At 58.0% G+C, this 25,133-nt stretch carries 25 protein-coding genes and 1 riboswitch; of the genes, 18 read left to right on the top strand and 7 right to left on the bottom strand.

Annotation, left to right across the window (positions count from 1 at the left end; genetic code table 11):
* The first annotated feature begins 142 nt into the window (after nt 1-142).
* From IM295_RS02880 to IM295_RS02865, 4 genes are all read left to right on the top strand, one after another.
* Nucleotides 143-703 (top strand): fimbrial protein, encoded by a 561-nt coding sequence (locus IM295_RS02880; protein WP_126344887.1) that lies wholly within the window; start codon nt 143-145, stop codon nt 701-703.
* Nucleotides 704-776: 73 nt separating this feature from the next.
* A complete protein-coding gene (locus tag IM295_RS02875; protein WP_182034937.1) occupies nt 777-3,215 on the top strand; it encodes a fimbria/pilus outer membrane usher protein in 2,439 nt (812 codons plus the stop codon).
* A 9-nt stretch (nt 3,216-3,224) separates the two neighbouring features.
* Entirely contained in the window at nt 3,225-3,986 is a 762-nt protein-coding gene (locus IM295_RS02870; RefSeq protein ID WP_048959459.1) for a molecular chaperone, read from the top strand.
* Nucleotides 3,970-5,031, top strand: a complete 1,062-nt coding sequence (locus IM295_RS02865; RefSeq protein ID WP_063438598.1) for a fimbrial protein — start codon at nt 3,970-3,972, stop codon at nt 5,029-5,031. Before IM295_RS02870 ends, IM295_RS02865 begins: the two co-directional genes overlap by 17 nt.
* A 44-nt stretch (nt 5,032-5,075) precedes the next feature.
* On the opposite strand, the gene ribB is transcribed toward IM295_RS02865, so the two are convergent.
* Nucleotides 5,076-5,729: a 3,4-dihydroxy-2-butanone-4-phosphate synthase gene (ribB, locus tag IM295_RS02860; RefSeq protein WP_028017147.1), complete on the bottom strand. Its 654-nt coding sequence runs from the start codon at nt 5,727-5,729 to the stop codon at nt 5,076-5,078.
* A 106-nt stretch (nt 5,730-5,835) separates the two neighbouring features.
* Nucleotides 5,836-5,986: riboswitch (FMN riboswitch) on the bottom strand.
* A gap of 121 nt (nt 5,987-6,107) precedes the next feature.
* Between ribB and ubiK the strand changes: the two genes are divergently transcribed.
* On the top strand, nt 6,108-6,404 hold the full coding sequence (ubiK, locus tag IM295_RS02855) for a ubiquinone biosynthesis accessory factor UbiK (RefSeq protein WP_028014454.1): 297 nt from the start codon (nt 6,108-6,110) through the stop codon (nt 6,402-6,404).
* 63 nt (nt 6,405-6,467) lie between these two features.
* Here the strand turns inward: ubiK and hldE are convergent, their stop codons facing one another.
* The 3 genes from hldE to IM295_RS02840 are packed head-to-tail and all read right to left on the bottom strand — an operon-like array spanning nt 6,468 to nt 12,117.
* Nucleotides 6,468-7,898 carry a bifunctional D-glycero-beta-D-manno-heptose-7-phosphate kinase/D-glycero-beta-D-manno-heptose 1-phosphate adenylyltransferase HldE gene (hldE, locus tag IM295_RS02850; protein ID WP_003862540.1) on the bottom strand — a complete coding sequence of 477 codons (1,431 nt, stop codon included), beginning with the start codon at nt 7,896-7,898 and terminating at the stop codon, nt 6,468-6,470.
* 40 nt (nt 7,899-7,938) lie between these two features.
* Entirely contained in the window at nt 7,939-10,794 is a 2,856-nt protein-coding gene (gene glnE / locus IM295_RS02845; RefSeq protein WP_063943067.1) for a bifunctional [glutamate--ammonia ligase]-adenylyl-L-tyrosine phosphorylase/[glutamate--ammonia-ligase] adenylyltransferase, read from the bottom strand.
* A gap of 21 nt (nt 10,795-10,815) precedes the next feature.
* Complete coding sequence (locus tag IM295_RS02840; RefSeq protein ID WP_193066185.1) at nt 10,816-12,117, bottom strand: inorganic triphosphatase; 1,302 nt, start codon at nt 12,115-12,117, stop codon at nt 10,816-10,818.
* A gap of 229 nt (nt 12,118-12,346) precedes the next feature.
* Between IM295_RS02840 and IM295_RS02835 the strand changes: the two genes are divergently transcribed.
* Complete coding sequence (locus IM295_RS02835; protein ID WP_028014457.1) at nt 12,347-12,967, top strand: TIGR04211 family SH3 domain-containing protein; 621 nt, start codon at nt 12,347-12,349, stop codon at nt 12,965-12,967.
* Nucleotides 12,968-13,027: 60 nt separating this feature from the next.
* The gene (locus IM295_RS02830; RefSeq protein ID WP_028014458.1) at nt 13,028-14,269 is read left to right on the top strand and encodes a multifunctional CCA addition/repair protein; all 1,242 of its coding nucleotides are present in this window, start codon (nt 13,028-13,030) and stop codon (nt 14,267-14,269) included.
* A 13-nt stretch (nt 14,270-14,282) separates the two neighbouring features.
* Here IM295_RS02830 and bacA read toward each other — a convergent pair whose 3' ends face one another.
* Nucleotides 14,283-15,104, bottom strand: coding sequence for an undecaprenyl-diphosphate phosphatase (gene bacA / locus IM295_RS02825; protein ID WP_193066184.1), 822 nt, complete (start codon nt 15,102-15,104; stop codon nt 14,283-14,285).
* A gap of 108 nt (nt 15,105-15,212) precedes the next feature.
* Nucleotides 15,213-15,581 carry a bifunctional dihydroneopterin aldolase/7,8-dihydroneopterin epimerase gene (gene folB / locus IM295_RS02820; RefSeq protein ID WP_045261137.1) on the bottom strand — a complete coding sequence of 123 codons (369 nt, stop codon included), beginning with the start codon at nt 15,579-15,581 and terminating at the stop codon, nt 15,213-15,215.
* 107 nt (nt 15,582-15,688) lie between these two features.
* On the opposite strand from folB, the gene plsY reads away from it, so the two are divergent.
* Nucleotides 15,689-16,303 carry a glycerol-3-phosphate 1-O-acyltransferase PlsY gene (gene plsY / locus IM295_RS02815; protein ID WP_193066183.1) on the top strand — a complete coding sequence of 205 codons (615 nt, stop codon included), beginning with the start codon at nt 15,689-15,691 and terminating at the stop codon, nt 16,301-16,303.
* 92 nt (nt 16,304-16,395) lie between these two features.
* Nucleotides 16,396-17,862, top strand: a complete 1,467-nt coding sequence (locus IM295_RS02810) for an MFS transporter (RefSeq protein WP_028014461.1) — start codon at nt 16,396-16,398, stop codon at nt 17,860-17,862.
* A gap of 41 nt (nt 17,863-17,903) precedes the next feature.
* Here IM295_RS02810 and IM295_RS02805 read toward each other — a convergent pair whose 3' ends face one another.
* Complete coding sequence (locus IM295_RS02805) at nt 17,904-18,326, bottom strand: MarR family winged helix-turn-helix transcriptional regulator (RefSeq protein WP_063943065.1); 423 nt, start codon at nt 18,324-18,326, stop codon at nt 17,904-17,906.
* A gap of 143 nt (nt 18,327-18,469) precedes the next feature.
* On the opposite strand from IM295_RS02805, the gene IM295_RS02800 reads away from it, so the two are divergent.
* From IM295_RS02800 to ureG, 9 genes are all read left to right on the top strand, one after another.
* Nucleotides 18,470-19,483: an alpha/beta hydrolase gene (locus tag IM295_RS02800; RefSeq protein WP_193066182.1), complete on the top strand. Its 1,014-nt coding sequence runs from the start codon at nt 18,470-18,472 to the stop codon at nt 19,481-19,483.
* Between the two features lie 137 nt (nt 19,484-19,620).
* On the top strand, nt 19,621-20,448 hold the full coding sequence (locus IM295_RS02795) for an urease accessory protein UreD (RefSeq protein ID WP_193066181.1): 828 nt from the start codon (nt 19,621-19,623) through the stop codon (nt 20,446-20,448).
* A gap of 10 nt (nt 20,449-20,458) precedes the next feature.
* Nucleotides 20,459-20,761, top strand: coding sequence for an urease subunit gamma (locus IM295_RS02790; protein WP_041908071.1), 303 nt, complete (start codon nt 20,459-20,461; stop codon nt 20,759-20,761).
* A 10-nt stretch (nt 20,762-20,771) separates the two neighbouring features.
* A complete protein-coding gene (locus tag IM295_RS02785) occupies nt 20,772-21,086 on the top strand; it encodes an urease subunit beta (protein ID WP_028014465.1) in 315 nt (104 codons plus the stop codon).
* Nucleotides 21,079-22,782: an urease subunit alpha gene (ureC, locus tag IM295_RS02780; RefSeq protein ID WP_193066180.1), complete on the top strand. Its 1,704-nt coding sequence runs from the start codon at nt 21,079-21,081 to the stop codon at nt 22,780-22,782. The genes IM295_RS02785 and ureC overlap by 8 nt, the downstream gene beginning before the upstream one ends.
* Before the next feature lie 9 nt (nt 22,783-22,791).
* Nucleotides 22,792-23,256 (top strand): urease accessory protein UreE, encoded by a 465-nt coding sequence (gene ureE, locus IM295_RS02775; protein WP_100170887.1) that lies wholly within the window; start codon nt 22,792-22,794, stop codon nt 23,254-23,256.
* A 9-nt stretch (nt 23,257-23,265) separates the two neighbouring features.
* Nucleotides 23,266-23,805 carry a HupE/UreJ family protein gene (locus IM295_RS02770; protein WP_193066179.1) on the top strand — a complete coding sequence of 180 codons (540 nt, stop codon included), beginning with the start codon at nt 23,266-23,268 and terminating at the stop codon, nt 23,803-23,805.
* Nucleotides 23,805-24,479, top strand: a complete 675-nt coding sequence (locus IM295_RS02765; RefSeq protein WP_193066178.1) for an urease accessory protein UreF — start codon at nt 23,805-23,807, stop codon at nt 24,477-24,479. Before IM295_RS02770 ends, IM295_RS02765 begins: the two co-directional genes overlap by 1 nt.
* A 9-nt stretch (nt 24,480-24,488) precedes the next feature.
* On the top strand, nt 24,489-25,106 hold the full coding sequence (gene ureG / locus IM295_RS02760) for an urease accessory protein UreG (protein ID WP_126817105.1): 618 nt from the start codon (nt 24,489-24,491) through the stop codon (nt 25,104-25,106).
* Nucleotides 25,107-25,133 lie beyond the last annotated feature (27 nt).

Here is a 25,133-nt window from a genome sequence, read left to right as displayed (position 1 = left end):
AGTAATAAATTATATATTAACCTCCTCTAAAAATATCTTTAAGCCTCATTAATCGCAAACACCACCCTCAACCCATTATACTTTACGAGTATTCTGAAAATTAATATTCAGATTATGAATTCAATTGAAAAAGGATATTTTCATGTATATGGGTAAAAAAGTACTGTTAGCGGTTGCGATGGCTGCCATCGTTTCGGGTTCTGCTTTTGCTGATGACCAGGGTTCCGGCAAAATCAAATTCAAAGGCGTGGTCATTGATGCACCGTGCAGCATTGCACCAGACAGCGTTGATAAAGAAGTGGACCTCGGTGAAGTTACCACTGCCGTGATCAACGCTAACAAAAAGTCTACCGCTGTTCCGGTTGATATCAATCTGGAGAACTGCCAGCTTGACGATCCGGCGGACGAAACGGATACGCCAGTGACCAAAGTTGACGTGACCTTCACCAGCGCAGCAACTGACGCTACTGACACCAGCCTGATGAGCAACACCTATGCTAGCGGTGCTCAGAACGTCGGTGTTCGTCTGCTGGACAACAACGAAGCCAACATCACCCTGGGTTCGGCTCAAACGGTCGATCTACTGTCGGGTTCCACCACTCAGACTCTGCACTTCAAAGCATTAATGGAAGTTGCTCAGGGTAAAACTGCCACAGCGGGTCAGGTTGAAGCTACTGCCAACTATGTGCTGATGTACAAATAAGGTAATGCATCACGATAAAACCGGCTGGCATTATTTGCCAGCCGGTATGTGATATTATTTTGGTAACAGGATGATGACATATAAATTACAATCTAAAATCATCATTGCGTCCCTGTTAATGACGAAGATTGCCTCTGCCACCGAGTTTAATATCAATGCCATTGATAAAGACCAGCGGGGCAGCGTTGATCTCTCCCTTTTTAAAAATGAAATAGCGGTTACCCCTGGCAGCTATTTTGTTACCGTATCCATTAACGACACACCGCTGGCTAACGGCTGGCAGCTTAGCTGGAAAGAGGTAAATAACACGGTACAGGTGTGTATTCCTCCTGAACTGGCGGATACGTTTGCCCTGAAAGAGGAAGTCCGCGACGCCTTACCCGAAAAAGAGGGATGCGTCGACTTTTCCTCCAGACCGGATATCACCTTTAATTTTGAACAAGCGACCCAGACGCTGAAGGTCACCGTACCCCAGGCATGGTTGCAGTACCGCGCCGCCGACTGGATGCCACCCGCAACGTGGGACAATGGCGTACCGGGCGTGATTCTGGATTACAACCTGTTCGCCAGCCACTATCAGCCCAGCGACGGCAGCAGCACCAACAACGCCAACACCTATGGCACGGCGGGCGCGAATATGGGCGCATGGCGCCTGCGCAGTGATTATCAGTACAGCCAAACGCATACCGATGCAGGTTCGGATCATGACGGACGCTTTTCGCGCGTCTACATGTTCCGCCCTCTTCCTTCGCTTGGTGCTAAGCTGACGCTGGGTGAAACGGACTTCCAGTCCTCAATCTTTGACGCTTTTACCTATACCGGCGCCTCCCTGATCAGCGATGAGCGCATGCTCCCCTGGTCGCTGCGTGGCTATGCGCCACAAATTACTGGTATCGCGCAAACCAACGCGACCGTCACCGTCAGCCTGGCCGATCGCGTAATTTATCAAAGCAAAGTCCCACCTGGCCCCTTTGTTATTCAGGATCTTAACCAGTCCGTTCAGGGAACGCTGGACGTAAAAGTGACGGAGGAAGACGGGCGCGTCAGCACCTTCCAGGTCTCGGCGGAATCGGTGCCTTTTTTAACGCGTAAAGGGCAGGTTCGCTACAAGCTGGCGGCGGGTAAAGCGCGTAAAGACGCCTCTCATGACGTCGAAGACACCGGTTTTATGAGCGGTGAATTCTCATGGGGAATGCTGTCAAATACCTCGCTCTATGGCGGGACGCTTGCCGACGGGGATCATTACCGTTCCGTTGCCGCCGGGATCGGGCAAAATATGGCGCATCTGGGTGCCCTCTCTTTTGACGTCACGCAGGCCACCAGCCAGCTCCCCTTCCAGGATAGCCAGACGGGTTACAGCTACCGTTTTAACTACAGTAAGCGTTTCGATACCACCGGCAGCCAGCTTACGCTTGCCAGCTACCGCTACTCCGATCGGAAATTCCTGAGCTATGCCCGCTTCCTTGATTATGACGACAACGATCGTCAGACAGAAAAGCAGACGCTGAGCGTAACCGCCAGCCAGTACATCAGCTCGTTATCGCTCAACCTCTACGTCAACGTACTGCGTCAGACCTGGTGGAACGAAGCCCCGTCCACGACCGGAAGCATTACCGCAGGCTATAACTTTGATCTGGGGCGCTGGAAAAACCTCGGCGTCACCCTCTCCTGGAGCAAGACGCATTACGAAGATGAAGACGACGATACGCAGTTTTACCTGTCCCTGAGCGTACCGATCGATCCGGATCATCGCCTCAGTTACGATCTGCACAACAGCGATAGCCTGAGCCAAAATGTCTCCTGGTACGACACGTCCGATCGCAATAATACCTGGGGCGTCTCCGCGGGGACCGAGAGTGAACACGCGGACGCGGGCGCACAGATGAGCGGCAACTATCAGCACTATTCACCGTTTGGCGATCTGAATATCTCCGGAAGTTATAAAGCTGATGAATATAACTCCCTGAGCGCCAGCTGGAATGGCTCGTTTACCTCAACGGCCAAAGGCGCGGCGCTGCACCGTCGCAGCTACGGTAACGAACCGCGCGTGATGGTCAGCACCGACGGCGTCGGCAACATTCCGCTGAACATGTCGCGGGATGAAACCAACCGCTTTGGTATCGGCGTTTTACCGTCGGTTTCCAGTTACTCTCCCGCCAGCGTACAGGTCAATCTGGATAACCTGCCTGACGGCGTCGATGTGGACAACCGCATCACGACCACCACCTGGACCGAGGGGGCGATTGGCTACCGCCAGATTGCCACGCGCGCTGGCAACGATATTGCCGGCATTATCCGTACGCCAGCCGGCACTCCGCCGCTGGGCGCGATTGTTCACCTGCTGGAAAGTGACCAGCAAATCGGCATGGTCGCCGACGAAGGCCACGTCTGGCTGGGAGCAGTCGAGCCTGAACAACAATTCCGGGTAACGTGGGGTGACAATCAGCAGTGTCGCTTCTCGCTGCCTTCACACCTTGAAAACAGTATGCAGTTGATACTGCCATGCCAGTAAGAAACCATGATGAAACTGACCTCATTCACTAGCCTGTGCCTGATGTTAATCGGCACCGCATTTACCACCCACGCCGCCGTTAACCTGGACCGCACCCGCATTGTGTTTCCGGAAAGCGATAAGGCCAGCAGCCTCAAGATTGATAATCAGAGCAAAACGTTGCCTTATCTGGCGCTCTCCTGGATAGAAGATGAAAACGGACGCAAGGAGGACAGCCATTTTATGGCGCTTCCGCCGATTCAACGTCTTGAAGCGGGCGCCTCGTCTCAGGTCCGGATTGTGAAGCAGGCCGCGACCGCCCGGTTGCCGAAAGACCGGGAATCGCTGTTTTATTTCAACCTGCGCGAGGTGCCGCCGAAAAGTTCCAGCGCGAGCGAGGAACGCAGCGTCATGCAGGTCGCGATGCAGAGCAGGATCAAACTGTTCTGGCGTCCCAAAGCGATCGCCAAAAAGGCAGGCGATCAGGCAGAAATGCGTATGGAAGTCACCGCAAACGCGAAAGGGCTCACCGTGCATAACCCTACGCCTTATTACATCACGCTGGCGTGGCTGAGCAAAAATGCGAAAACCATGCTGCCCGGTTTTGACAGCCTGATGATCGCCCCGTTTGCGACGGCGACAACCTCTACAGGTGACTATCACGGTAACTACTACAGCATTGGCTACATCGATGATTACGGTGCGCTGAAAAAGGTCGACGCGCAATGTTCAGGTACGGCGAAATGTACGCTCAGCGAGCATAAGGTCGATAAAGATGCGCAAGCTCGCTAATCTGCTGTTCCTGCTGCTGATATCCGCTCTGCCCGTAAGAGAAGCGCTGGCGCTGGACTGCTATCTTGGTGCTTCAGGCGGGCCGGTTGAAGAGACAAAAACCATCTCGCCCTTTGCTATCCCCAGCAACGCGCAGGTGGGGCAGAAAATCTGGGAATCAGATGACATTAAAATCCCGGTCACCTGCGATCACAACGTCAACGGCGGCTTTGAGCCGGAAGACGTATTCGCCTGGGTTAACCCTTATCCTGCCGCAACGGACCCTTACTATGAGCTTGGCGTAACCTACGAAGGGGTGGATTACGATGCCACGGGCCAGCCGAATGGCGTGGACACACGCCAGTGTCTTGATAACAAGAATATCCTCATCTATACACCGGATCAGATACGGCAGATGGGCTGGGAAAACCTGATTTGCTCCGGAAACCCGGATGACATTCATCCGACACGCACGTTTATTGCCCGCTTTCGCCTGTTTGTAAAAATTAAGGCGATTCCGCCTCACGGCTACGTGAGTTCCCTCGGCGATTACATCGTGGTGCAGTTTGACGGTAAAGGCGGGGTCAACCAGATGGCCGACGCGAAAAATCTGAAGTATCACATCAACGGCTTGCAAAACATTACCGTTCTGGACTGCGGGGCAACCTTCAGCATCTACCCTGAAAACCAGGAGATCGATTTTGGCACCTTCAGCGCTCGCGACATAGTGAACCAGAAAACGCGCGTTCGCGAATTTACGGTCAAAACCACCAAGGTGCAGGACGCGCAGTGCTCTGATGGATTCAAAATGGACTCGTCATTCTACACGAACGAAAAACTCAGCGCTGACGATACGGCGCTGTTGATTGGGAATGGGCTAAAACTGCGTATTCTGAACGGAACGGATCCGTTTACCTTCAACCACTACCAGGAGTATGCCGACTTCACCGGGAGTACGTTGCAGTATGAGCAAAAGTACACGGCAGAGCTGTCGTGGGATGAGGGAAAAGCGATCCAGTCCGGACCGTTTGAAACTGTGGTGCTGTTTAAAATTAACTACCACTAGCGACAAAAAAGCCGGGTTTCCCCGGCTTTTTCACATTAGCTGTCTCAGCTGGCCTTACGCTCGTGCGCCTGGCGGTACTCCACCAGATCTTCAATTGTGACAACCGGCATGTTGTGCAGACGCGCAAAGGTGATGCACTCTGGCGCGCGGGCCATGGTGCCGTCATCGTTGGTCAGTTCACACAGCACGCCCGCAGGCTTAAAGCCCGCCAGTGTCACCAGGTCGATCGTCGCTTCGGTGTGACCGCCACGGGTCAGCACGCCGCCCGCCTGCGCGCGCAGCGGGAAGACGTGGCCTGGACGATGCAGATCGGAGGGTTTCGCATCATCAGCAATGGCGGCACGCACGGTGGTCAGGCGGTCAGCCGCCGATACACCGGTAGTCACGCCATGCGCCGCTTCAATGGTCACGGTAAAGCCGGTACCAAAGGCGCTGGTGTTGTTCTCAACCATCATCGGCAGCTCAAGCTGCTTACGACGATCTTCGGTAATACACAGGCATACGATGCCGCTGCCGTGACGGATGGTCAGCGCCATCTGTTCAACGGTCATGTTTTCGGCGGCGAAAATCATGTCGCCTTCGTTTTCACGGTTTTCATCGTCAAGCACCATCACACCGCGGCCTTCGCGCAGTGCATCCAGTGCATGTTCAACACGTTGAGTTGAAGTGCCAAAAGAGGAAAGTAGCGTCTGATTCATGGTAAAAAAACCTCATTAACAATATGGTTACCAGAATCAGGGCAGTCTTAGGAGCGCCGTATAAGCGGCAAAAAGATAACGTGAGCGGGCCCATGCCCGACTGGATCGTTACTCTCTCCCATCCGGACTTTAACCGTCGGCCCCGGAATTACACCGGATCTGCTGACCTTTGAGAATTCACCCAAAGCGCTCGCGGGCTTTCAGCGTTAAGCTGATTTACCGCCGGTGGGGAATTTCGCCCCGCCCTGAGAATAAGCGAGATAACTATAACGCTATTGATTAACCTGGGCAATGCATAAGCTTCAAACAAATCTGCTTTATCCTGGGTCATGACGCGCTACAATGTTCATCAACACCGACTTATCAAGGGAAGCCATTATGATTGACCCGAAAAAAATTGAGCAGATCGCGCGTCAGGTTCATGAGTCCATGCCAAAGGGCATTCGTGAATTTGGTGATGACGTTGAGAAGAAAATCCGCCAGACGCTGCAGGCGCAGTTGGTTCGCCTTGATTTAGTCAGCCGCGAAGAGTTCGACGTGCAGACCCAGGTTCTGCTGCGCACCCGCGAGAAGCTGGCGCTGCTGGAACAGCGTCTGAGCGAGCTGGAAAACCGCAATGCGCCGGAAGAAGTGAAGCCGGCACCGGCCATTCCACCGGTGGACGATCAGGAGTAAGTGCGGCCTGATGCCCTCTCCCACGGGGAGAGGGTGAAAAAAACGGGCCAACTGGCTCGTTTTTTACTGACTGTCTTTCTGGATCTTCTTGATGATGTTGGTGGTTGAACACCCGTCCTCAAAATTGAGCACCATCACCTCACCGCCGTTGGCCCAGACCTCTTCGCTACCTGCGATTTGCTCTGGCTTGTAATCGCCGCCCTTCACCAGCAGGTCTGGCAGGATCCCGGCAATCAGGCGCTGCGGGGTATCTTCTTCAAACGACACCACCCAGTCCACCGCCTCCAGCGCGCCAAGCACAATCATACGTTGCTCGAGCGGGTTCACCGGGCGCGTTTCGCCTTTCAGACGTTTGGTCGACGCATCGCTGTTGACCGCCACAATCAGGCGATCGCCCAGCTTGCGCGCGTTCGCCAGATACGACACATGGCCCGCGTGCAGGATGTCAAACACGCCGTTGGTCATTACCACTTTTTCACCGCGCTTGCGCGCGGCGGCAACGGCCACCTTCAGCTCGTCTTCGGTCATGACGCCAAAACCGGTATCCGCACGCCCGCGCACCGCGTTTTCCAGCTCGATGGGCGAAACGGTTGAAGTACCCAATTTACCGACAACCACGCCCGCCGCGGCGTTCGCGAAGTAGCACGCCTCTTCCAGGGAGTTACCCGCGGCCAGCGTCGCCGCCAGCACGCCGATCACCGTATCACCGGCACCGGTCACGTCGTACACTTCCTGCGCCTGGGTTGGCATATGCAGCGGCGCCTTGCCCGGCTGCAGCAGCGTCATCCCCTGCTCGGAGCGGGTGACCAGCAGCGCGGACAGCTCGAAGTCAGCAATGATCTTCATGCCGCGCTCAACCAGTTCTTCCTCGGTTTTGCACTTGCCCGCCACCGCTTCGAACTCAGAAAGGTTTGGCGTCAGCAGGGTTGCGCCGCGATAGCGCTCAAAATCGGTGCCTTTCGGATCGATCAGCACCGGTACGCTGGCTTTACGCGCCAGCTGAATCATCGTTTGCACGCTCGCCAGCGCGCCTTTGGCGTAGTCAGACAGCACCAGCGCACCGATGTTGCCCAGCGCCTGGTTAATGCGCTCGTGCAGCGGCTCGGGATCAACGCCTTCGAACCCTTCTTCGAAATCGAGGCGGATCAGCTGCTGGTTACGCGACAGCACGCGCAGCTTGGTGATAGTTGGGTGTGTCGGAACAGAAACGAAGTCGCACTTCACGTTCACGTCCGCCAGCGACTTGCTCAGCGCACGCGCCGCATCGTCAATGCCGGTCAGGCCCACCAGACGCGAATGCGCGCCCAGCGAGGCTATGTTCATCGCCACGTTTGCCGCGCCGCCGGGACGCTCTTCAATGGTGTCGACCTTAACCACCGGTACCGGCGCTTCAGGAGAGATGCGGCTGGTCGGCCCATACCAGTAGCGATCCAGCATCACATCCCCGACAACCATTACTCCAGCACGTTCAAACTCTGGCAGTGTTACTTTCATTCCTGACTCCAGAAAGATTCACAATTTGCGCGCGATAATATCACACTTGTTTTGTTACGCACGGCTCCACCAGCCATTTCTGCCAGCTTGCCGTCACCTGGGCGCGCTCTGCGGTAAAACAGTCCAGCGCCACGTGGCCCGGCTGCTCCTGCAACGCCAGGTGATGAAGTTCATCGCGCAGCGTGGTGTAGGCGCGGGTTAAGGCCTGCGCCTCCTGCTCGTCCATAATGTCGTTTTGCGCAAGCAGTTCCAGAATGCGCACGTTATCGGACCAGCGGGTCAGCTTCGGCTTGTCGTGCGCGTGCAGCAGCACCAGATACTGGGTGATAAACTCAATATCGGTAATCCCGCCCTCATCGGCTTTGATATCAAAGCGATCGCGATGTTTATTACCCAAATGCGCGCGCATTTTCTCACGCATTTCGCGCACTTCAGTTTGCAGGGTGCTGCCCTCGCGCGGGGTCGTCATGACTGACTTGCGGATCGCATCGAACTGCGTTTTGAGCTGCGGATCGCCATACACCACGCGGGCACGCACTAACGCCTGATGTTCCCACGTCCAGGCTTCGTTCTTCTGATAATCGGCAAACGCGTCCGTCGAGGTGACCAGCATGCCTGCCGCGCCGGACGGGCGCAGGCGCGCGTCCACCTCGTACAGAATGCCCGACGAAGTGCGGGTGCTGAACAGGTGCATGATGCGCTGGGCCAGGCGCAGGTAGAACTGCCGCCCGTCAATCTCACGTTCGCCGTCGGTCATCACGTCCGCCGGACAGTCGTGCAGGAAAATCAGATCCAGATCGGAGCTGTAGCCCAGCTCCCAGCCGCCCAGCTTGCCGTAACCAACCACGGCAAACCCTCGCCCCTCGCGGTCAGCAAGGTGCTTCGGCTGGCCGTAGCGGGCCACCATCTGCACCCACGCCTGGTGGACTACCGCGTCGATGATCGCCTCCGCCAGCCAGGTTAAGTGATCGCTCACTTTCATTACCGGCAGCGTACCGGCGATATCCGCTGCCGCCACGCGCAGCATCTGCGCCTGCTTAAACTGACGCAGCGCCTCAAGCTGTTGCTCTTCGTCCTCTTCCGGCACGCGCAGCAGATACTGGCGCAGCTCGTCGCGGTAGGCGTCCATCGCCGTCGGCTGATAGAGCGTGTTCGGATCGAGCAGTTCGTCCAGCAGCAGTGGGTATCGCGCCAGCTTGTTGGCCACCATCGGCGAGGCGGCGCAGAGGGAAATCAGGTGCTTCAGCGCGCCGGGAAACTCGCTCAGCAGTTCCAGGTAGGTGGTACGCGTGATAATCCCGCTCAGCAGCGGCATCATGCGCGACAGCGGCACTGGCGCATCCTCGCGGGAGCAGACCTCGCTCAACAGGTGCGGCATCAGATGATCCAGCACCTGACGACCGCGCGGGCCAATGGCGCGCTTGTTCAGTTCGAGACGAAAATCGGCAATCAAGGCCACCACGCGATGGCGGGCGTCGTCGCTTAAGTGCGCCAGCACCGGCGTGGTGTCATCTTCCTGAAGCGCGTCCTGCCACAGTTCGCGCCAGTGCTCGGAGAGCGCATCGTCCGGCGATTCACTTTCGTCGTCACCAATAAGGTCGTTAAAGATGCGGCGAACGCCTGCCATATGGGCATCCAGCCGTTCGGTCAGCGTTGACCAGTCATCCACGCGCATGCCCCAGGCCAGGCGCGCCCGGTTAAGGTCATCCCCCGGCAGGGTCTGGGTCTGTTCGTCGTTAATGCTTTGCAGCAGGTTTTCCAGACGGCGCAGGAACAGATAGGCCTCGCGCAGGGTTTGCGCGTCGCCGTCCGGCAGCAAATGCAGTTGCTCAATGGCGCTCAGCGTCGGCAGCAGCGAGCGGGACTGCAGCGACGGCTCGCGCCCGCCGCGGATCAGCTGGAAGACCTGAACGATAAATTCGATTTCGCGGATGCCGCCCGCGCCAAGCTTGATGTTGTCCTTCAGACCGCGACGACGCACCTCGCGGGCGATCATCCCTTTCATATTGCGCAGGGACTGGATCACGCTAAAGTCGATGTAACGGCGGAACACGAACGGGCGTAGCATGGCGCGCAGCTCATTGGCGTAGGCGTCGTCGCTGTCGCCCATGATCCGCGCTTTGACCATCGCGTAACGCTCCCAGTCGCGCCCCTGCTCCTGGTAATAATCTTCCAGCGCGGCGAAGCTCAGCACCAGCGGGCCGCTGTCGCCAAACGGGCGCAGGCGCATGTCCACGCGGTAAACAAAGCCGTCCTGCGTAGGCTGGTCCAGCGCCTTAATCAGACGCTGCCCGAGTCGGGTAAAGAACTGGGCGTTATCCAGCTCGCGACGACCGCCTCGCGTGGCGCCATTCTCCGGCCAGGCAAAGATCAGGTCGATATCCGAGGAGAAGTTCAGCTCGCAGCCGCCCAGCTTGCCCATCCCCAGAATCAACAGCGGCTGCGGAACCCCTTCTTCGCTGCACGGCGTGCCCCACTCTTTACAGCAGGCGGCGTAGAGCCAGTCCCGCGCGGCGACAATCAGCGTCTGCGCCAGCTCGCTCAGCTGCTGCAAGGTGCTCTCTTCACTCACCAGCTCCAGCGCCTGCGCCCAGGCAATGCGCACCATCACCCGGCGGCGGAACTGGCGCAGGACGCGCATCAGCGTGGCTTCATCCGCCACCTCTGCCAGCGCGGTTTGCAGCCAGCCAGCATAGTGCCGCCACTCGTCAGCCTGCGGCGGCGCGCTTTCCAGCTCTGCCAGCCAGTCAGGATTGGCGCTGACGCTCTCCTGCACAAAATCACTGAACGTGAGCACGCTTTTCGCCTGCTCGCTTAACGATGACGCGGGTAACGACTCGGGCAGACGTTCGCAAACGGTTTGCCAGTGCTGCTGTAACTGCGAAGAAAGCGGCATATCAGGGGTTCCTTGCCAGAATTAACGTTTTCCGCTGTGCAGCCAGTATGGATCCTGCGAAATGGCTTCGTTGCGGAAATGCTCGATCTCAATCTGCTGACGGGTCTCAATGGCATGCTTAAGCCCCTGCCAGTTCTCCAGCCAGGCCTGCGCCTTCACGCCCTCGTACGCTCCCGACAGAAGCAACATGCTGTCGATATTACGCGCCAGGCGGGGAAGCTGGTCGCCATACTGGTCGCCCAGCGGATGCGCGAAGGTGGTTCTCAGCTCGGCGGCGTGGCGGGAAAGATGGATATCCGCGAAGCGTTTAAAGTTGTCCGCGATTTTGGTCTGCGCTTTTGCATCGAGGAAGACGCGCCAGCCGCGCGTCACCAGAAACTCGGTCAGCGCCAGTTTTGCCGCGGCATTTTGCGGGCTATAAAGCGCGGTTTGCGCCGACACGTCGGAAAGCAGCAGCGTTTCGGTCTGGGTCAGCAGATCGCGTAAGTGAGCGCTAGCTTTACGCGGTACGATACCGCCAAACAGCGTCAGGGTATGACGCACCAGACCAATCGAGGCCAGCACCTGTTTTTTGGCATTTTTGACGTTACGCGCCCACAGTTCTTCATGGTACTGCCATTGGGAGAGCGCCAGCTCCAGCGCCGCTTCCATGCCCTGCTCAATGCTGGCTTTCGGGACGACGCGCAAAATCGGAGTCTCTCTCAGCACGCGTGGCGCATTTCCGGCAGCCAGGTGGTAGCCGCGCGCCGCTTTGCTCAAGCTGCCCTGACGTAAACCCGGCTGGCTTACCAGCTTGCGCGCCAGCTTCAGCACGTCGCTCGCATCCCCTTCCAGAAGTTCCAGCTCCAGCTCGCAGATCGGTTCCTGGAACTCACCCGCCTTCACCTCGCCTAAATCCAGCGCGATTTCAATGCGGCTTTTGCCTTCCGTCACCAGCCATTTCTCGCGAGCGAAATCGGTGCTGAACAGCGGCTGCACCTGCCCTGCCAGCGTGGCGGGCAGTTCGCCTTCCGGCCAGACTTCCGCCGGGAAACGTTCCAGCTCAAGTTCTGGCTTACTGATGTCGATATTGTATTCCGGGCGCTGATGCAAACCGCCGACCACGCGGCCGGCGATTTTCATCGTCATCTCGTAGCGTCCGTTCGCGCCGCGGATGCGCAGCCCCATATCGTGGTTGCGCAGCCAGTTGTCCGGCGTTTCGTAGTAGATGTTGAGCAACGGTACGGGTTCATGGTGCTCGCCGGAGAGCGTATTCAGATGCTGACGGAGCGCGTCAACGCTGTCTTTTTCGACGATAAATTTTAATTCGATTTCCTGAGCCATAGCCTTGTACTTTTGCGGGCGTCACAGACGCGTCAATGAGGGCGAACTTCCTCGCCATTTATTTGTCAGTACATAGTATTTTGCGCCAAATTGCCATGCAATGAGCAATTTGTCGGGCGTAAATGTGTAGAGTCGTGACACAGATGATTCTGATTGCTGATGAATGCTTTGCGTAGAGACACTGTTGCCACTACTATCGTTCCACTTTTTATGAAAATAACGACTAATGATGCTTAAATTACGCCTGATTGGACTTACTTTACTCGCTTTTAGCGCCGCAACCGCAGTGCACGCTGAAGAGAAGCGTTACGTTTCTGACGAACTTAACACCTGGGTGCGCAGTGGCCCCGGAGACAATTATCGCCTCGTGGGCACGGTGAATGCCGGCGAGGAAGTCACCCTGTTGCAGACCAACGCGGAGACCAATTACGGTCAGGTTCGCGACAGTTCCGGCCGTACCTCCTGGATCCCAATGAAAGAGCTGAGCACCGTGCCAAGCCTGCGCACCCGCGTGCCGGATCTGGAAAACCAGGTGAAGACCCTCACCGACAAGCTGAACAACATCGACGGGACCTGGAACCAGCGCACCGCTGAAATGCAGCAGAAAGTGGCGCAGAGCGACGGCGTGATCAACGGTCTGAAAGAAGAGAATCAAAAGCTCAAAAACGAGCTGATCGTCGCGCAGAAAAAAGTGAACGCCGCGAACCTGCAGCTTGATGACAAACAGCGCACCATTATCATGCAGTGGTTTATGTATGGTGGCGGCGTGCTGGGCGTTGGTCTGGTGCTGGGTCTGGTTCTGCCACATCTGATCCCAAGCCGTAAGCGTAAAGATCGCTGGATGAACTAATTCGTCTTCTCTGCCAGACTTACGTATCATTCTGGAAAAGAGAAAACGGGAGAGTTGGGCGTGAAGAGTTATCTGGTCGGTGGTGCGGTACGTGATGCGTTGTTAGGTCTGCCGGTCAAAGATAAAGACTGGGTGGTGGTGGGCGCCACCCCGGAAGAGATGCTCGACGCGGGCTACCAGCAGGTAGGCCGCGATTTTCCCGTGTTCCTGCATCCGAAAAGCCGGGAAGAGTACGCCCTGGCGCGTACCGAACGGAAATCCGGTTCCGGTTATACCGGCTTCACCTGCTACGCCGCGCCGGATGTGACGCTGGAGCAGGATCTGCTTCGCCGCGATCTCACCATTAACGCCCTGGCCCAGGACGAAAACGGCCATATCATCGACGCCTACGGCGGGCAGGACGACCTGCGCGATCGTCTTTTGCGTCACGTCTCCCCGGCATTTTCTGAAGATCCGCTCCGCGTGCTGCGCGTGGCGCGTTTTGCCGCGCGTTACGCGCATCTGAGCTTCCGTATTGCGGATGAGACGATGGCGTTGATGACGGCCATGACCGAGGCGGGCGAGCTGGAACACCTGACGCCGGAGCGCGTCTGGAAAGAGACGGAAAATGCCCTCACCACCCGCAACCCGCAGGTCTTTTTCCAGGTTCTTCGCGACTGCGGCGCGCTGAAGGTGCTGTTCCCGGAAATCGACGCGCTGTTTGGCGTGCCCGCACCGGCGAAATGGCATCCCGAAATTGATACCGGCGTGCACACGCTGATGACGCTGAGCATGGCCGCCATGCTCAGCCCTGAGGTGGACGTACGTTTTTCCACCCTGTGCCACGATCTCGGCAAAGGCTTAACGCCGAAAGAGTTCTGGCCGCGCCATCACGGGCACGGTCCGGCGGGGGTAAAGCTGGTTGACGGGCTCTGCCAGCGTCTGCGCGTGCCGAATGACATCCGCGATCTGGCAAAGCTGGTCGCCGAGTTCCACGACCTGATCCATACCTTCCCGATCCTGAAGCCCGCCACCATCGTGAAGCTGTTCGATAATATCGACGCCTGGCGCAAGCCGCAGCGCGTGGAGCAGATTGCGCTCACCAGCGAAGCGGACGTGCGCGGTCGCACCGGGTTTGAAGCGTCCGATTATCCCCAGGGGCGTTTGCTGCGCGAAGCGTGGGAAGTCGCAAAAGCGGTGCCAACGAAAGACGTGGTTGAGGCAGGATTTAAAGGCCCGGAGATTCGCGAGGAGCTAACCAAACGGCGGATTGACGCGGTTACCGCGTGGAAGGAAAAGCGTTGCCCTCAGCCGAAAGAGTGAGGGCAATCGGTTATCAGAAGAAGACCACGTACACCGCAGCCGCGACGATAAAGCGGTAGATCGCGAACGGAATAAACGAGATACGCTTAATCAGCTGCAGGAAGGTTTTGATGGCAATCAGCGCCACGATAAAGGCGGTGATAAAGCCCACGGCAAACATCGGAATATCGCCTGTGGTCAGGAAGCCAATGCTTTTGTAAAGGTCCAGCGCGGTGGCGCCCACCATCATCGGCACCGCCAGCAGGAACGAGAACTCGGACGCCGCATAGCGGCTCACGCCCATCAGCATCCCGCCTGAAATGGTCGCACCTGAACGGGAGAAGCCCGGCCACAGCGCCAGACACTGGAAGCAGCCAATGATAAACGCCTGACGATAGGTCATATCGTCCAGGCCTTCCGCACGCGGGACTTTTGGCTTCAGCACTTCCGCGGCAATCAGCAGGAAACCGCCCACCACCAGCGCGTACATGACGTTAATCGGGTTAAACAGCGATTTAATGGTGTCGTGGAATACCAGCCCCAATACCACCGCCGGGATCATCCCGAGCAGGATGTGAATCAGCGTCAGGCGGCCTTTGCCCTCTCCTTCACGCTGCGGCAGACGGCCAAAGTGGATGCCGATCAGGCCAAACAGGCGACGCCAGAACATCACCACCACCGCCAGAATCGAGCCCAGCTGAATTACCACCTCAAACGTCTTTGCGGTATCGCCTTCGAAGCCCAGCAAATGGCCAACGATAATCATATGGCCCGTACTGGAAACCGGCAAAAACTCCGTCAATCCTTCGACCACACCCAGAATTGCCGCCACCAGCAGCGAGTGCATATCGCTCATCTATAAACCCCTAAAAAAAGATATAAAAAAACGGTCGCCCCTAACGGCTACCGTGAAAGATACAGCCTTAAGACCGATATAACCTAAAATGGTTTAGCAATTATGACGTTAATTGTTTCCTTTCAGATTTGTGCCACGCTCGATAATCACGCCTACGTTGGCCGCGCGCGCCACTGCCCCCGGCTTGCTCAGCTTAATGCGTACCCACGGTGAGTTGAATTTGGTCAGCAGCAGATCCGCCACCTCTTCCGCCACCCGTTCCACCAACGCAAAACGCTGTCCTTCCACGTGGCCGATCACCGCTTCGCTGATGTCGGCATAGCTCAGACAGTCATTCACGTCATCGCTTTTTGCCGATTTGCGGTTATCCCATCCCATTTCGATATCGAACACCAGTTTCTGCTCGATGGTCTGTTCCCAGTCGTAAACACCAATTGTGGTGATTACCGAAAGTTGCTCTATAAATACAATATCCATCACGACCTGCCTGCTTTTTGGCTAAACCGGATACCACTTCCGGCGAATTATGCGTATTATCCACAGATGCTGAGAATACAGATACATTTTCAAAACGGAACAGCGTTATGAGTGCAATCGCGCCTGGAATGATCCTCCTCGCCTATCTTTGCGGCTCAATCTCCAGCGCCATTCTGGTCTGCCGCATTGCCGGGTTACCTGACCCGCGTGAAAGTGGTTCCGGGAATCCGGGAGCGACCAACGTGCTTCGAATTGGCGGCAAGGGAGCAGCCGTAGCGGTTTTGATTTTTGATGTTCTGAAGGGGATGTTACCCGTCTGGGGCGCCTATGCGCTGGGCATCACGCCGTTCTGGCTGGGGCTCATCGCCATCGCCGCCTGCGTCGGCCATATCTGGCCCGTATTCTTCGGCTTTAAAGGCGGCAAAGGGGTGGCGACCGCCTTTGGTGCCATCGCGCCCATCGGATGGGACTTAACCGGCGTCATGGCCGGGACCTGGCTGCTGACCATTCTGCTGAGCGGCTATTCGTCGCTGGGTGCCATCGTCAGCGCGCTGATTGCTCCGTTCTATGTCTGGTGGTTCAAACCGCAATTTACCTTCCCGGTGTCGATGCTCTCGTGCCTGATCCTGCTGCGTCATCATGACAACATTCAGCGCCTGTGGCGACGCCAGGAAACGAAGATCTGGACGAAGCTCAAGCGAAAGAAAAAAGATCCCGAGTAGGCGGTTAGTTATGCCTTATAACCAAATGTGATTTTTGTCACCTTCTGCCTGTGGTAACTGTTAGAGACACAACACCACTACACAAAAAGAAAATGGCAGAAATCACAGACACAACTCCCCTTTCAACGGCAGGAATTCCCCCTGATGGCGACATTCAGTGGGTGCGCAGTGCATCGGACGTTTCACGCCTCGTTAATGACGGCTCACAGGGCCGGGCCAACGCCCGGATCGTGGTAGGTATCGCTCTGGGCGGGATTTTCCTCGATGCCTACGATCTGGGCGCGCTGGCGTTCGGCATTAAAGACATTACCCGCGAATTTAACCTGACGCCCGCCGGTACCGGCATGGTGGCCTCGGCGATTACCTTTGGTGCCATTGTCGGGGCGCTGCTCGGCGGTTACCTCACGGATAAAATCGGGCGCTACCGCGTCTTTATGGCCGACATGGTATTCTTTGTCGTCGCCGCTATCGCCTGCGCGCTGGCCCCGAATGAATATGTGCTGGCGGGCGCGCGCTTTGTGATGGGCCTTGGCGTGGGGATTGACCTTCCCGTGGCGATGGCGTTCCTGAGCGAGTTTGCCAGGCTGAAAGGGCCGGGCAATAAGGCCTCCAGCGTCGCGATGTGGTGCCCTACCTGGTATGCGGCGATCAGCATCTCTTACCTTCTGGTTCTCTTTTTCTACGCCGTGCTGCCGGAAAGCCACAGCGACTGGCTCTGGCGTTTAATTCTCGGCTTTGGTGCAGTACCCGCGCTGGTGATTATCGCCATCCGCAGCCGCTATATGAGCGAATCGCCGGTCTGGGCGGCGAATCAGGGCAACCTGAAAGAGGCGGCGTCCATTTTGCGGCAGTCGTACAATATTAACGCTCACGTCCCGCAGGATGCGCTCACCCAGCCTGCGCCTGTCGTGAATAAAGCCAAATGGTCGAACTATCTGAACCTGTTCCGCGGCATCTATCTGCGGCGTACCACGCTCGCCACGCTGCTGTCCGTCGTCTCCTCGTTCGCCTATAACGCCGTGGCCTTTGGCCTGCCGGTGATTATTTCAAGCTTCTTCGTGCAGTCTATGCTGACCACTATTGTGATCTCGCTGGCGCTGAACCTGCTTTTTGCGTTTATCGGCGGATTACTGGCGGTGCGCTACGTGCCGCGCTTCGGCGCGTGGCGGATGTCGCTGGCGGGTTACGCCTGTCAGCTTGTGGCGCTGCTGGGGCTGGCGCTGATTGGTCGACCGGACGGTGCTTCTGAAGGGGTGCTTGCCGTGGCGATGCTGGCGCTTTTCCTGTTCGGTCAGGGATTTGGCCCGGGCGCGCATACCATGACGTTCGCCTCGCTGAGCTACCCGACCTCGCTGCGCGGTGTGGGCGTGGGTCTCAACCAGACGCTGATGCGCAGCAGCTCCACGCTGTCGCTGTTTCTGTTCCCGCTGCTGGTCGCGTCTCTCGACACCGCCGTGTTCTGGGTGATTGCGCTGGCGCCGTTTATCGGTCTGGCGTCATTGCTGGCGATCCGCTGGGAGCCGTCCGGGTATGATGTGGATGCGGAGGACTACCGGTAACGACACATCGCTTCGGTGGGTTCACCCCCACCGAAGTGCGCTTACAAATCTTCCAGCAGCGTTCGGGAGAGTTTTTTTAGCATTTCCAGCTCATCATCATTCATTCGCATGCTGCAGCGAATCTGGTCCGGCAGCGCCATCACCTGCTTTTTCAGTTCATTCGCCTTATCGGTCAATACGACATTTTTCATCCTTTCATCCCCCACAACCGCGATACGGTTGAGAAAACCTTTTGCCTCAAGCTTCTGAACCAGCGGGGTCAATGTGCCTGAATCAAAATAGGTTTTATCGCTGAGGTCGCGAAGCGGGATGTTGTCTTTCTCATAAAGCGCCATCAAAACAACAAATTGCGGATAGGTCAGATCCATCTCCTGCAGCAGGGGGCGATACTGGCGCACGAACGCATTGGTGACCGAGTACAGCGAGAAGCACAATAAATCATCTAGTGTTTTGTTTTCTTTCATTTTTCTATCAACCCTGAATCTGTTGTCTAAAAAAAATTATAAATAATGTTTGACTAAAAGTATCTTGCGCACAAGTATTACATCAACAACTAAGTAGCGCACTATTTAGTCATCCAATCAAATACGTTAAAAGGGGTACCACCATGAAAACATTAACCGCCATCCTGATTTCTTCCGTCTTCGCGTCAGCCGCGGCATCCGCTCAAACCACCAATACTCCAGCCCCGACCGCAGGCGTACAGGCATTTCTTGATGTCCTGAATGCTGGCAAAGGGAAACCGATGGAACAGATGACCCCGCAGGAGGCCCGCCAGGTACTGATCGGCGCACAGCAAGGAGCAAAATTGCCGCCCGCTCAGGTGACTGAAAAAACGATCCAGGTCAATGGCCAGACGATCGCCCTAAAAATTGTGAAGCCTGAACATGCTGCCGGTACGCTCCCGGTGTTTATGTTCTTCCACGGTGGCGGTTGGGTGCTGGGTGATTTTCCAACCCACGAACGTTTAATCCGCGATCTGGTTCGTGCATCTGGTGCCGCAGCGGTTTACGTTGATTACACACCGTCACCTGAAGCCCATTTCCCGGTGGCAATCAATCAGGCCTATGAAGCGACAAAATGGGTAGCCGAGCACGGCCAGGAAATTGGCGTGGACGGCAGCCGTCTGGGCCTGGTTGGTAACAGCGTGGGCGGCAACATGGTGGCTTCAGTGGCGTTGCAGGCCAAACAGTTTAATGGGCCAAAAATTCGCTACAACGTGATGCTCTGGCCAGTGACGGACGCCAGTTTTGATACGGCTTCCTATCACCAGTTCGAAAATGGCTACTTCCTGTCAAAAAACATGATGAAATGGTTCTGGGATAACTACACCACCAGCGCTGCCGATCGTAACAATATCCTTGCCTCTCCGCTTCGCGCCAGCACTGCACAGTTGAAAGGCTTCCCGGAGACGCTGATTCAGACAGCTGAGCTGGACGTTCTGCGGGATGAAGGTGAAGCATTCGGGCGTAAACTGGATGCGGCTGGCGTCCCGGTGACCGTCACGCGCTATAACGGCATGATCCACGATTACGGCCTGCTTAACCTGCTGAGCCAGGAGCCAACGGTTAAAGTCGCCCTTGAGCAGGCAGGTGCAGCATTGCATGACCACCTGAAATAGGATCGTCATGCTTCATACAGAGCACGGCCCCGGGCCGTGCTTTTTAATTTCCTCTATCCATAAGCGACTCATATGACAGCCTTCATTTCCGCCAGGGCATACTGAAACGACCCCGATGATGCGCAGATGGAAGCAGCATGTTAGCAGCTCAGGTCACTGATAATACGTATAAAGGCTGGCAGGCGTCGCTTGCCCTGCAGTTTTGTCACACCCCTGAGAAAACCCTCCTGCGTTCCGCTCGACACGTCGGGCCGCTCACCGTACAACGTCCGTTTTATCCCGAAGGAAAAACCTGCCATCTCTATCTGCTGCACCCGCCCGGCGGCGTTGTGGGCGGCGATACGCTGGATATTTCCGTTCGGCTCAATGCCAAAAGCCACGCGCTTATCACCATGCCCGGCGCCAGCAAGTTCTACCGCAGCAGCGGCCCGCAGGCGCGTCTGAGCCAGCACTTTTATCTTGATGAAAACGCCACGCTGGAGTGGCTGCCGCAGGACACCATTATCTTTCCCGGCGCGAACGCCGCGCTGCGTTCCATCTTCCACCTTAAGGCCTCCAGCACGCTGCTGGCGTGGGAGCTGTACTGCCTGGGACGTCCGGTGATCGGTGAGACCTTCAGCCACGGCACGCTGGAGAGCCGCCTTGAAGTCTGGGTTGAGGACGAGCCGCGCCTGATTGAGCGCCTGCATCTCTCCGGGGGCGATCTCACGCCCATCGCCGGGCATCCGTGGATCGGCACGCTGCTGTTCTACCCGGCCCGGGAAGAACATCTCGACGCGGCGCGTGCGCTGCTCGCCCCGCTGGATGTTTTTGCGGGGGCAACGCTCACCGACGCTCTGCTGTCGGTGCGTTTTCTCTCCCACGACAACCTGATTTGCCAGCGGGCGATGCGCGACATCTGGCAGTCGCTTCGCCCGCTTCTTACTACCAAAACCGCCTGTTCGCCGCGCATCTGGCAGACATAAGAGAAACGTTATGGAACTGACCCCCAGAGAAAAAGACAAGCTGTTGCTGTTTACCGCCGCGCTGGTTGCCGAACGCCGCCTTGCGCGCGGGGTAAAGCTCAACTACCCGGAATCGGTCGCGCTGATCAGCGCCTTCATCATGGAAGGCGCGCGCGACGGCGAAACCGTCGCCGCGCTGATGGAGGCGGGCCGCCACGTCCTGACGCGCGATCAGGTGATGGAGGGCGTGCCGGAGATGATCCCGGATATTCAGGTGGAAGCCACCTTCCCGGACGGCTCCAAGCTCGTCACCGTCCACAACCCGATCGTGTAAGGAGCGCGTGATGATCCCAGGTGAATACCAGATCCAGCCCGGCACTATTGCGATCAACGTCGGGCGTGAAGCCCAAAGTGTTGTTGTTGAAAACCACGGCGACAGGCCGATCCAGGTCGGATCGCACTACCACTTTTACGAGGTCAACCCGGCGCTGAAGTTTGATCGCGAAGCCACCAGGGGCTACCGGCTGAACATTCCGGCGGGTACCGCCGTGCGCTTCGAGCCAGGCCAGAAGCGAGAGGTGACGCTGGTACAGGTGACGGGCGCGCAGCGCATTTTTGGCTTTCGCGGCGAGGTCATGGGCGAGGTGAAACATGGCTGAAATTTCACGTCAGGCGTATGCCGACATGTTCGGCCCCACCACCGGGGATAAGGTGCGGCTGGCGGACAGCGAGCTGTGGATCGAAGTGGAAGACGATCTCACGGTCTACGGCGAAGAGGTCAAGTTCGGCGGCGGGAAGGTGATCCGCGACGGCATGGGCCAGGGGCAGATGACCGCTGACAGCTGCGTGGATCTGGTTCTCACCAACGCGCTGATCGTCGACCACTGGGGGATCGTGAAGGCCGATATCGGCGTCAGGAACGGGCGGATTTTTGCCGTGGGTAAAGCCGGTAACCCGGACATTCAGCCCGGCGTGACGATCCCGATTGGTGCCGCAACCGAAGTCATCGCCGCAGAAGGGAAGATCGTCACCGCAGGCGGGATCGACACCCACATCCACTGGATCTGCCCTCAGCAGGCGGAAGAGGCGCTGGTCTCCGGGGTCACCACCATGATTGGCGGCGGCACCGGACCGGCGGCGGGCACCAACGCCACCACCTGCACGCCGGGGCCGTGGTATATCGCCCGCATGCTGCAGGCCGCCGATACGCTGCCGGTGAATATTGGCCTGCTCGGCAAAGGTAACGGCTCCAACCCGAACGCCCTGCGCGAGCAGATCGCCGCCGGCGCCATCGGGCTGAAGATCCACGAAGACTGGGGCGCGACGCCCGCGGCGATTAACTGCTCGCTGGAGGTGGCCGAAGAGATGGATATTCAGGTGGCGCTGCACAGCGACACGCTGAACGAGTCCGGGTTTGTCGAAGACACGCTGGCGGCCATCGGCGGGCGCACGATCCACACCTTCCACACCGAAGGCGCGGGCGGCGGCCACGCGCCGGATATCATCACCGCCTGCGCGCACCCGAATATTCTGCCCTCTTCCACCAACCCGACCTTGCCCTATACGGTCAACACCATCGACGAGCACCTCGACATGCTGATGGTTTGCCATCACCTCGACCCGGATATCGCCGAGGACGTGGCGTTTGCCGAATCCCGCATTCGCCGGGAGACCATCGCCGCCGAAGACGTGCTGCACGATATCGGCGCGTTCTCGCTCACCTCGTCAGATTCGCAGGCCATGGGCCGCGTGGGGGAAGTGATTATCCGCACCTGGCAGGTGGCGCACCGCATGAAGGTCCAGCGCGGCGCGCTGCCGGAAGAAGTGGGCGATAACGACAACTTCCGGGTGAAGCGCTATGTCGCCAAATACACCATCAACCCGGCGCTGACCCACGGCATCGCCCATGAAGTGGGCTCGATTGAGGCGGGCAAGCTGGCGGATCTGGTGGTCTGGTCCCCCGCCTTCTTTGGCGTAAAACCGGCCACCATCGTCAAAGGCGGGATGATCGCCTGCGCGCCGATGGGCGACATCAACGCCTCGATCCCCACGCCGCAGCCGGTGCATTACCGCCCGATGTTTGGCGCGCTGGGCGCCGCACGTCACGCCACGCGGCTGACGTTTGTTTCTCAGGCGGCCCACGCGAACGGCATCCCACAGCAGCTCAGCCTGCAGAGCGCCACGGCGGTGGTAAAAGGCTGCCGGACGGTGAAAAAGGCCGACATGATCCATAACGCCCTGCAACCGAACATCACCGTCGATTCGCAAACCTACGAGGTGCGCGTCGACGGTGAACTGATTACCAGCGAACCGGCCGACGTTCTGCCGATGGCGCAACGCTATTTCCTGTTTTGAGGAGTGATGATGATCTATTTGACCCAACGCCTGGACCACGCGCACCCGATCACCGCCAGCGTCACGCTGCCGATTGACGTGCGGGTGAAAAGCCGCGCTCGCGTGGCGCTGAACGACGGCCGCGAAGCCGGACTGATGCTGCCGCGCGGCCTGCTGCTGCGCGGGGGCGACCTGTTGACCACCGACGACGGCAGCGAAGTGATCGAAGTGATCGCCGCCCCGGAGTCGGTTTCCGTGGTGCGCTGCGCCGATCCGTTCCTGCTCGCCCGCGCCTGCTACCACCTGGGCAACCGCCACGTGCCGCTGCAGGTCATGCCCGGCGAGCTGCGCTATCACCACGATCACGTTCTCGACGACATGCTGCGCCAGTTCGGGCTGGAGGTAACCTTCGCCAGCCTGCCGTTTGAACCGGAAGCGGGCGCTTACGCCAGCGATGCCCACAGCCATAGCCATTCTCACGCCCATTCACATTAAGGATCAATCATGCGTAAGTATTTACCGCTGTTACTGCTGGCTTTTTCCGTTCCCGCGCTCGCGCATCCCGGCCACGGCGCCGACAGCTTTCAGGCTGGGTTTTTCCATCCGCTGACCGGGCTGGATCACCTGCTGATGCTGACCGGGGCTGGCGTGCTGTCTGCCCTGAGCGGCCGCAAGCTCCTGCTGCCGTTTGCCACCCTCGGCATGATGTTCGTTGGTGCCATTGCGGGCAGCCTGCTCGGCGGCTTTAGCGGCATGGAGATGCTGATTATCGCCTCGCTGGCGGTCTGCGGCGTGATGATGTTTAAAACCGAAAACCGCCTGCTGCTGGCGGTGCCTGCCCTGGCGATGTTCCACGGCTGGGCGCACGGCGTGGAGATGTCTGGCCACAGCTTCTGGCTGTTCACCAGCGGTTTTATGCTGGCCAGCGCGACGGTGCTGTGCGCCAGTTTCGCCGCAGGCTTGCTGCTGCGCCGTCACGACGGGCTGCGTAAAACCTTCGGCGGCGGGCTGATCGTCTCCGCCCTGCTGGCGCTGATGAGCTGATGGAGCACGCCCGCCAGTGGCTGCGCCTGATGCAGCTCTCCAGCAGTAGCCTGCCGGTCGGATCGTTTACCTGGTCGCAGGGGCTGGAGTGGGCCGTAGAGGCGGGCTGGGTTGCGAGCACCGACGCCTTCAGACGCTGGCAGATCCAGCAGATGGAGCAGAGCTTTTTCTGCGTCGATCTGCCGATGTTTATCCGGCTGTTCCGGGCCTGCGAACAGCAGGACGTCGCGGCAGCAAAACGCTGGACGGCATATCTGCTCGCCTGCCGGGAAACGCGCGAGCTGCGCGAAGAGGAGCGCAACCGTGGGGCGGCCTTTACGCGCCTGATTAAAAGCTGGGAGCCGAACTGCCCGGCAGAGTGGCTGCCGCTGTTTGCGCAGAGCCAGCTCTGCGGCATGGCGTGGCTCGGCGTGCGCTGGGGCATTGGCGCGCGCGAGCTGGCGCTGAGCCTCGGCTACAGCTGGATAGAGAGCGCAGTGATGGCGGGCGTCAAGCTCGTCCCCTTCGGACAGCAGGCGGCGCAGCAGCTGATTATCGAGCTGAGCGACCATTTTGCCGCCGGGTTTGAACAGGCATTTTTACGTGGCGACGACGCGCTGGGGGCAGCTACGCCACTGTCGGCCATCGCCTCCGCGCGCCACGAAACACAATATTCACGACTATTCCGTTCCTGAGGAGTCAACATGGCTGATTACAAACATCCCCTGCGCGTGGGCGTGGGCGGTCCGGTAGGATCGGGCAAAACCGCGCTGCTGGAAGCGCTCTGCAAGGCGATGCGCGACACGTACCATCTGGCGGTGGTCACTAACGATATCTACACCAAAGAGGATCAGCGCATCCTCACCGAGGCGGGCGCGCTTGAGCCGGAGCGCATCGTGGGCGTGGAGACGGGCGGCTGCCCGCATACCGCCATCCGCGAAGATGCCTCAATGAACCTCGCGGCGGTAGAAGCACTCAGCGAGAAGTTCGGTAATCTGGATCTGATCTTCGTTGAAAGCGGCGGCGACAACCTGAGCGCGACCTTCAGCCCGGAGCTGGCGGATCTGACTATTTACGTGATCGACGTGGCCGAAGGGGAAAAAATCCCGCGCAAGGGCGGACCGGGGATCACCAAATCCGATTTTCTGGTGATCAACAAAACCGACCTCGCGCCGTACGTCGGTGCGTCGCTGGAGGTGATGAAGCGTGATACCAATCGCATGCGCGGCGAGCGCCCGTGGACCTTTACCAACCTGAAGGCGGGTGACGGTCTGGGGACGATTATTGCGTTTCTGGAAGAGAAAGGGATGCTGCGGGTGTAGTGCGGTTATTGCCCGGTGGCGCTGTGC

Origin of the sequence: Enterobacter cloacae complex sp. P14RS, assembly GCF_014895895.1 — a bacterium.
Taxonomy (GTDB): domain Bacteria; phylum Pseudomonadota; class Gammaproteobacteria; order Enterobacterales; family Enterobacteriaceae; genus Enterobacter; species Enterobacter bugandensis.
Note: the sequence above shows the minus strand (reverse complement) of the source record. Positions and strands in the feature narration are given on the sequence as shown.